This window comes from Actinophytocola sp., from assembly GCF_050699935.1.
Lineage (GTDB): Bacteria > Actinomycetota > Actinomycetes > Mycobacteriales > Pseudonocardiaceae > Actinophytocola.
In genome coordinates, this window is record NZ_JBOHGB010000219.1 from 1 (window position 1) to 8,683 (window position 8,683).

At 74.2% G+C, this 8,683-nt stretch carries 6 protein-coding genes; all 6 read left to right on the plus strand.

Features of this window, described 5'->3' with window-relative positions:
* Positions 1–435: 435 nt before the first annotated feature.
* Positions 436–1,113 carry a response regulator transcription factor gene (locus ACRDTB_RS36010; protein ID WP_431436731.1) on the plus strand — a complete coding sequence of 226 codons (678 nt, stop codon included), beginning with the start codon at positions 436–438 and terminating at the stop codon, positions 1,111–1,113.
* Positions 1,110–2,375, plus strand: coding sequence for a sensor histidine kinase (locus tag ACRDTB_RS36015; protein WP_431436732.1), 1,266 nt, complete (start codon positions 1,110–1,112; stop codon positions 2,373–2,375). The genes ACRDTB_RS36010 and ACRDTB_RS36015 overlap by 4 nt, the downstream gene beginning before the upstream one ends.
* A 113-nt stretch (positions 2,376–2,488) precedes the next feature.
* On the plus strand, positions 2,489–4,594 hold the full coding sequence (locus tag ACRDTB_RS36020) for a fibronectin type III domain-containing protein (protein WP_431436733.1): 2,106 nt from the start codon (positions 2,489–2,491) through the stop codon (positions 4,592–4,594).
* Entirely contained in the window at positions 4,591–5,550 is a 960-nt protein-coding gene (locus ACRDTB_RS36025) for an AAA family ATPase (protein ID WP_431436734.1), read from the plus strand. Before ACRDTB_RS36020 ends, ACRDTB_RS36025 begins: the two co-directional genes overlap by 4 nt.
* 187 nt (positions 5,551–5,737) lie before the next feature.
* Positions 5,738–6,868 (plus strand): DUF58 domain-containing protein, encoded by a 1,131-nt coding sequence (locus ACRDTB_RS36030; RefSeq protein ID WP_431436735.1) that lies wholly within the window; start codon positions 5,738–5,740, stop codon positions 6,866–6,868.
* The coding region (locus ACRDTB_RS36035) for a transglutaminaseTgpA domain-containing protein (protein ID WP_431436736.1) at positions 6,865–8,683 on the plus strand (1,819 nt) is incomplete at its 3' end. The genes ACRDTB_RS36030 and ACRDTB_RS36035, both read left to right, overlap by 4 nt.

Consider the following 8,683-nt stretch of genomic DNA (forward strand, 5'->3'; position numbering starts at 1 on the left):
GCGCCGCGGGAGCGGCGGCCTGGCCCCGATGCCATGGCGTGGCTGGGTGTGGTGCGGCCGGGTGTGGCATGGCTGGGTGCGGTGCGGCCGGGTGCGGTGCGGCCGCGGGCGGTGCGGCTGGGTGTGGTGCGGCCGCGGGCGGTGCGGCGGGGCGGGCGGCTTGGCCGGCGGGGACGCTCGGGCCGGCGGGCATGGCACCCGCGGGAGAGCGGTCAGGAACGTCCACGGTTCACCTCCGAGGTGCCGACGCTAGGAGCGACCGTCCGGGACCGGTCCCGTGCGGACGAGCCCGCGGACCCGCGGCCTGTTCCGGCCATTTGGTGGCCGCCTGCTGTGCGGTCCGCGGCGAAGGCGTTACCGTCCTCGATCAAGCCCGACCCCCGTCGTTGTGCCGTCGGGGACACGATCGGGCGTGACACATGAGGTTTCGATGACATGGGGCGCACGGTGCGCGTGCTGGTGGTCGAGGACGACGAGGACCTGCGTGTCGCCGTGTCCGCGGAGCTGTCCGCCGCCGGGCTGGACGTGATCGCGGCGGCGGACATCGCCGGCGCGGACGCCGCGCTGCGCGCGCACCCCTTCGGCTGCGTCGTCTTCGACCGGATGCTCCCCGACGGCGACGCGATCGACTACGTGCACCGGCGCAGGGGCGACGGCTGGAGCGTGCCGGTGCTGTTCCTGACGGCGCGGGACAGCGTGGCCGACCGGATCGCCGGCTTCGCCCACGGCGGCGACGACTACCTGATCAAGCCGTTCTCGGTCGCGGAGATGGCCGCCCGCGTGCGCACCCTGTGCCGGCGCGCGGTGGGCCGGCCGTCGGTGCTGCGGATGGCCGACCTCGAGGTCGACTGCGCGCGCCGGACCGTGCGCCGCGGCGGGGTGTTGCTGACCGTGTCGGACAAGGAGTTCGCGGTCCTCGAGTACCTCGCCATCCGGCCCGGCCAGGCGGTCACCCGGACCGAGCTGATCGAGCACTGCTGGGACGCCTCCGCCGACCCGATGTCCAATGTGGTCGACGTGGTGGTCAAGCGGTTGCGCCGCAAGCTCCGCGAACCCGAGCTGATTCACACCGTGCGCGGACGGGGCTATCGACTCGCGGAACCCGCCGGATGACCCGGTCCTCCGCAGACCGGCTGCGGCGCCTGCGGCTGGTGCTCACCCTCGTGTTCACCGGGGCCAACGCGGCCGGCCTGATCATCTTCGCCTGGCTGTCGATCGACGCGGACACCGAGCGGGGTGAGCAGCGCCTGGACGGCGAGCTGCGCCGGGTCACCGCGGTGGTGCTGCGCCTGGTGCAGTCCCCGAATCCCGACGTGGTGGTCACCGGCTACATCCGCGACGACGAGCTCAACACGCGGTGCCCGCAGTTCGCGGTGCTCTCCGGCGACCCGGGCACGATCGAGCCCTACTACTCCGGCCGGGAGTGCGTGCCGATGGACCCGGCGGTGCTCGGCGGGCTCGCCGGCGACGCGGTGGACAGCGGGCGGATCCTCTCCGGCTACAAGCGGGCCACCGACGGGCGCCTGGTGCGCATCGCCGCCGAGCCGTTCCGCCTCCAGAACGGCCAGTACGCGGGCGCGGTCGTGGCGGTCAGCGACGCCGAGCCCGAGCAGGACCGGCACGACCGGATGGTGCTGCTCGTGGTCGGCGGCTGCGTGCTGGCCGTCGCCGCGCTAAGCCTCGCCGGGCACTGGCTGTCCGGCCGGGCGATCCGGCCCGCGGTCGCCGCGCTGGAGCAGCAGGAGGTGCTGCTCGCCGAGACCGCGCACGACCTGCGGACCCCGGTCGCGGCGCTGCGGGCGCTCGCCGAGACCGCGCTGCGCAACCCGAACGACCGGGCCGAGCTGCTTCCGCGCACGGTCCGGCTGGCCGCGCGGATGGGCGGCATCATCGACGGCCTGCTGGTTCGCGCCCGGCTCGCGGCCGGCGTCGACCGGCTCGCGGTGCAGCCGGTCTGGCTCGACCAGCTGGTCGCCGGCGTCGTCGAGGAGACCCCGACCGACGGCGCGAGCGTGACGCTCACCGCCGCGCCGACCAAGGTGATGGTCGACCCGACCCTGGTGCAGCGGGCCATCGGCAACCTGCTGGACAACGCGCTGCGCTACGGCCGCCAGCCCAACCAGCGGGCGGTCGTGCACATCTCGGTGGCGGGCGGGCGGGTGACGGTGGCCGACCACGGCCCGGGTGTCGACGAGTCGCTCGCCGAGGACGCGTTCGACCGGTTCCGTACGGGCTCGGCCGGTGGCAACGGCTCCTCGGGGCTCGGCCTGTCGATCGTGCGCTGGGTGGCCCAGGCCCACGGTGGCATGCTCGCCGTCTACAACGCCGAGGAGGCCGGCGCTATCTTCGAACTCATCCTTCCGGTAGCCCCGTGACCGGATCCGGCCATTTGGCGTGACCCCGCACCCTCAACCGTCCGTGCCCGTTAGATTGCGGTGTGGCCTCGACCGTGAATCCCCCACACAGAACGAGGAGCTGGCGTGCCCGGGTGCCGGTCCTGCTCGTGGTGGCCGCCCTCGTGGCGGGTGTGACGGCCGCGGTCACCGGGGCGACGAGCCCGACCAACGCCCTGCGGTTCCTCACCCAGGGGCACTGGATCTTCAACGTCCCGCTCGGCACGGCCTTCCATGTCGACGGTGCCACCGCGGGCGTCGATGCCAGCGTCGTGGTCGGCGGCGAGCAGGGCAGCAGCCAGGTCGTGCAGGGCGACACCAGCGGCTACGTCGTCGGCAGCAACCGGATCACCGTGTTCGGCAAGTCCAGCCTCGAGGTGGTCGACTCGACCACGCCGCCCGCCGCCGAGGTGCCGGTACCGCTCGAGGTCACCGGCGGGCCGTACCTGGTCTACCGCGAGGCCGGCATCGTGGTCCGGCTCGGTGAGCACCCGCAGACGATCTCCGCCGGCAAGGACCTCGGCGTCCCGGTCGCCACCAGCGACGGCACCGTGTGGCTGCGTACCGGCGCGGGGCTGATCTGCCAGCTTCCCAGCGGCGCGGACCGGGTCTCCTGCCCGGTGCACGTGGACGAGGGCCACGGGGGCGCGCTCACGGTCGTCGACGACCGGACCGTGTTCGTGGACACCACGAGCGACCAGCTGCACCCCATCGAGGCCGACGGCCTCGGCGAGGGCCGGGCGCTCGGCGTGGACGTGCCGGACTCCGCGCGGGTCGCGTCCTTCGACGTCGCCGGCCGGATCGCGATCCTCGACCCGGACGGCGACCGGATGCATCTCGTCGACACGGCCGGCGAGGACCCCACGTCGCCGGTCGAGGTCGACCTCGACGACGGCGACTACGACGGTCCGGTGTCCACCGGCTCCGTCGTCGCCGTGGTGGACCGCGCCACCGACACGGTGACCACCTACGACGGCGACGGCGAGCGGCGGTCGTCGCGGACGCTGCCCAAGGAGTCCGGCGACCCGCGGCTCACCCGTGGCGAGGACGACCGGATCTACGTCGACGGCGCCGAGGGCGAGCACGTGCTCGTCGTCGACCATGACGGCTCGGTCGCCGAGACCTCGGTCGGCGAGGACGGCCGGGAGGACGACAACCAGGACGACCAGGACGACGAGGACGAGGAGGACCCCGACGAGCGCGAGCGCGGGTCCGAGCCGGGGGCCGGCGAGCCGGGGGACGAGCCCGGCGATACCGAGCGGCGAGGCCCGCCGGACCGCGACGTGCCGGAAGACGACACGGCCGACGAGCCGCGCGAGCCGGAACAGCCGCCGCCGGTGCCGGCGACCCCGCCGGGCGCGCCGCCCGGGGTGGGCGCGACACCCGGCGATGCCTCGGCGGTCGTGCGGTGGGGTGCCGCCGCCGGCAACCGCGCGCCGGTCAACCTCTACACCGTGAGTTGGGCGGGTGGCTCGCAGTCGTTCGGCGGCGGTGTGCGCGCCGCCAGGATCACCGGTCTCACCAACGGGAGGGCCTACACGTTCACCGTGTCCGCGGCGAACTCGGCGGGCACCGGTCCCGGCGCGTCGGCCGCTCCGGTCACGCCGTCCGCGGCCGCTCGCCCCGCCGCGGCGCCGCCCGGCCTCGAGGTCGTCTTCGACTCCGAGAGCAACGACGCGGTCGTGAGCTGGGGCCAGCCGAACCTGAACGGCGGAACCCTCCTGCACTACGTCGCCGGTGTCACCGGCCTGTCGAACCAGACGGTGGAAGGCACGTCAGCGTTGTGGAACGCGATCCCCGGAGACGGCGAGATCGTCTTCACCGTCCGCGCGGTCACCCGCACACCCGACGGCCGAACGCTGACCGGCGCCACCGCGTCCTACCGGATCGACCAGGACCCGGATGTCACGATATCCCGGGGCGAGGACCTCGACAGCCCCGAAACCGACTGCCACGAGCCCGACTGCTCCTACCTGAACCTGGTGATGACCGGCTTCGAGCCGAACACGGAGTACCACATCATCGGGGAGTCGACCGAGGACGGCGAGTTCGGCGACGACTTCGCGACCACCGACGACGACGGGACCGCGAGGCTCGACGAGCTGTTCTGGTTCGGCTACGTCGACGAGACCGTGTGGCTCACCGTCGAGACCGACGATGGGCCGGTCCAATCCAACGAGCTCTACTGGGAACCACAATGAGCCGACCGACCGCCGGTCAGGTCTACGAGCTGATCGCGGCCAACGTGCAGAGGGTCATCCGGGGCAAGCCGCGGCTCGTGCGGCTGGCCGTCGCGGCCCTGCTGGCCGAGGGACATCTGCTGATCGAGGACGTGCCGGGCCTGGGCAAGACGACCCTGGCCCGTTGCCTGGCGCGCAGCATCGGCGGCTCGTGGAACCGCATCCAGTTCACCCCGGACCTGCTGCCCGGCGACATCACCGGCGTGCAGATCTACCACCAGGGTGCCGAGCGGTTCGAGTTCCGCCAGGGCGGCGTGTTCGCCAACATCGTGGTGGCCGACGAGGTCAACCGGGGCACTCCGAAGACCCAGTCGGCGCTGCTGGAGGTCATGGCCGAGCGCACGGTCACGGTCGACTCCGTGCGCCACGAGGTGCCCCGGCCGTTCCTCGTCGTCGCGACGCAGAACCCGATCGAGATGGAGGGCACCTACCGGCTGCCCGAGGCTCAGCTCGACCGGTTCCTCATGCGCCTGTCGGTCGGCTACCCCAACCTCGAGTCCGAGGTCCTGGTGATCATGAGCGACTGTGCCGGGGTCGGCCCGGACGAGCTCGACCCGGTCGTCGACGTCGCGACGCTGCGGCAGGCGGCCGCCGAGGTCCGCGTCGCGCACATCGACCGGGCCGTCGTCGAGTACGCCGCGCGCCTGACCGCCGCCACCCGCGAGCACGTCGCGCTGCGCTACGGCGCGAGCCCGCGCGGGAGCATCTCGCTCGTTCGCGCCGGGCAGGCGATCGCCGCGACGCACGGCCGCCCGTTCGTCACCCCGGACGACATCAAGGAAGTCGCCAAGCCCGTCCTGGAGCACCGGCTGATCCTCACGGCCGAGGCCGAGCTGAACCAGCGGAGCACGAGCGACGTCGTCGACGAGGTGCTCGCGGCGATCCCCGCGCCCGCGTTCAGCGCCACGGGAGCGTAGTGCCCCCCGCCGGAAGTTGGTCACATCATTCGCCGGCCCAGCTTCCTGCTGGCGGCGTTGCCGATCCGCCCGAGTACGGTCCAGTACGAGGGCGAATCGGCGTCTTGCCAGCAGAAACCTGGATCCACCGACTGACGCAACAGACTTCCGGCGGGGGGCACTAATGCCTCGGCTCACCCGTCGCGGTGTGGCCGTTCTCGTCGCGGCCGTGGTGGGCTACGGGTTGGCCGAGTGGGCGGGCTACCCGGTGCCGCGGGGGCTCGCCGGGGCCGCGCTCGGCGCCGTGGTGGCCGCGCTCGTGATCACTGCTCGGCGGCCGCGGGTGACGGTGACCAGGGAGGTCTACCCGGACCGGGTGCAGCGTGGCCGCCCGTCGTTCGCCCGGCTGCGGGTCGAGAACGCGGGCTCGCGGCGGCAGAGCGAGTTCACCGCGGGCGACCTGATCGGCGCGGGCTTCCACGCGGTGACCGTGCGCGCGCTGCCGCCGGGAGCGCAGGCGGTCTACCACTACGAGCTGCCGACCCGGCGCCGCGGCCGCTTCCAGGTGGGGCCGCTGACCCTGCAGCGCGTCGACCCGCTCGGGCTCGGGCGCAGCCGGCTGACCACCGGCGACACCACCACGCTGTGGGTGCACCCGCACATCTACCCCGTGCGCGCGCTGGTCGGCGGGCACCCCCGCCACCACCACGAGGGCCGGACGAGCGACGACTCGCTGCACGGCTCGCTCGACCTGCGTGACGTGCGCGAGTACGTGGCCGGCGACGAGGTGCGGCACCTGCACTGGAAGGCCACCGCGCGGACCGGGCAGCTGATGGTGCGGGACTACGTCGACCCGAACCAGCCGCGGTTCACCGCGTTGCTGGACACCCGTGCCGAGCTGACGACCGCCGCGGCCTTCGAGCACGCCGTGGACCTGGTGGGCTCGCTGGCGACGGCCTCGGCCACCGCCGGGCACCGCTGCCGGCTCGTCACCCCCGGCGGGCTGGACGTGCGCGAGCGCGGCGGCCCCTCGTCGGTGCGCCGGCTGCTCGACGAGCTGTGCCAGCTGGAGCCGGCCGGCGGCGTCGCGGCTTTGGTACCAACGGAACTGGCCCGAACCGGCGACCACGGCGGGTGCCTCGTGGTGGTGCTGACGGGCGCGCACCAGGCGGACCTCGCCGCGTTGGCGAGCCTGCGCCAGCACTACACGACCACGGTCGTCGTGGTGCTCGGTGGCGGCCCGACCGGCGTCGAGGTGAAGGTGCCGGGCGTCCGGGTCTTGCGTGCGACCAACGCCAAGGACGCGGCCCGCCGCTGGAACCTGGTGGTGGCCGGATGACGTCCCGGGGCGCGCTGGTCTGGGTGCTGCTCGCCGCTGCGGGGCCCGGGTTGCTCTTCGCGCCGGTGTTCGGGTTGCCCGCGTTGCTCCTGCCGGTCGGGGTGGTCGTGCTGGCCACGTTCGGCTCGGCCGAGCTGGCGCGGCTGCGGCCGGGGCTCGTGCCGTGGCGGCCGCTGCTCGCGCTCGTGCTCGGGTCGCTCGGGCTCGCCGAGGCGTTGCTGTGGCCGACGACCATGGCCGGGCTGCCGACCGGCGCCACCGTCCGCGCGCTCGTCGCCGGGGTGACCGACTCGTGGCAGCTCACCCTCCAGTCCACCTGGCCGGCCCGGCCGGACGCCGAGCTGCTCCTGTTCGTGCCGCTCGTGGTGCTGGGTGCGGCGGTGCTCGGGGTCGAGCTGCTCACCCGGCTGCGCCGGCCGCTGGTCGCGGTCCTGCCGGGGCTCGCCGTGCTCGTGCTGAGCCAGGCGTACGTGTCGCTGACCGGCATCACCGCCATCGCCGCCGGGCTCGGCTTCGCGCTCGTCACCGGCGCCCTGCTGGTCACCACCCGCCTTCCCGACGACAAGCCGGCTACCCGGCGAAGCGCGGTGACCGCCCTGATGGTCGTTCCGACGCTGGTGTTCGCGGCGGCCGGAGCCGCGCTCGCCGCCGCACTCGACCCGGCCGACCGGCCCGCGTACTCGTTGCGCCACAACCGCCCGGCGTCGGTGCCGACGCAGCGGGTGGGCAACCCGCTCGACGAGGTCGCCGACCGGCTGCTCGACCCGGACGAGCCGGTGTTCAGCTACACCACCACCGACCCGGTGGACCGCTGGCGGCTGGTGGTGCTGGCCGACTTCAACGGCGTGACCTGGACACCCGGTGCGGACTACCGGCGGATGGGTGCCGCGCTGTCTCCCGCGCCGGCGGTGACCACCGACGTCGGCCGCCGCAGCGCGCGGGTCCACCTCGGAGCCGCCGACGCCGCCGAGGAGCCGTGGGTGCCCAGCCAGGCGCTGCCGGCCGAGGTCGGCGGCGTGGCACCGCTGGTCGACGAGACCGCCGGGACCCTGATCGTCACCGACCGGCCGGGGCCGGTCGACTACGAGCTGGCCTGGTGGGAGCCGCGCGTGGACCCGGACGCGCTGTACGACGCCGGCATCGACCCGACCGCGCGGTCCGGCTTCGGCGACCTCGGCGTGGTCCCGCCCGCGGTCGCCGACCTGGCGCGCGAGGCCGCGCACGGCAGCCGCCCGTCGTTTCGCACGGCACTGCTGATCGAGGACTTCCTCAGCAAGAACTACCGGGTGGCCACCGAGGACCTGCCGACCGGCAACGGCTGGCCGCAGATCGAACGGTTCCTGCTCGACACCAAGCGCGGCACGAGCGAGCAGTTCGCCGCCGCGTACGTGGTGCTCGCCCGGATCCTCGGCGTGCCGGCCCGGATCGCGGTCGGCTACCGGGCGCCGGAGGGCTCCGGCCGGGTGGAGGTGCGCAACGAGAACGTGCTCGCCTGGCCGGAGGTCGCGGTGGCCGGGGTCGGCTGGGTGCCGCTGGACCCGAGCGGCGCGGCCGAGAGCTCCGGCGCCGTGGCCGGCCTCGCCGAGGTGACCGCGAAGGCGCGGGCGAAGCTGCCCCCGCCGGAGGAGCTGGTGGAGCCGGACGTGCCGGAGGACTCCGACGACCCGGCCGACGCCACGCCCGAGTCGGACTTCTCCGTGCCGCTGACCGGGATCGCGCTCGGCGTGGCGGTCCTGGTCGTGGGGTGGCTGCTCGGTGTGCCGCTCGCCGGCGCGGCGCGTGCCTGGCACCGCCGTCGCCGGCCCGGGGCGCGGG

Coding starts and splice junctions, on each gene's coding strand:
- ACRDTB_RS36025 (WP_431436734.1), top strand. CDS start 4,591: ATGAGCCGACCGACCGCCGGTCAGGTCTACGAGCTGATCGCGGCCAAC.
- ACRDTB_RS36015 (WP_431436732.1), top strand. CDS start 1,110: ATGACCCGGTCCTCCGCAGACCGGCTGCGGCGCCTGCGGCTGGTGCTC.
- ACRDTB_RS36010 (WP_431436731.1), top strand. CDS start 436: ATGGGGCGCACGGTGCGCGTGCTGGTGGTCGAGGACGACGAGGACCTG.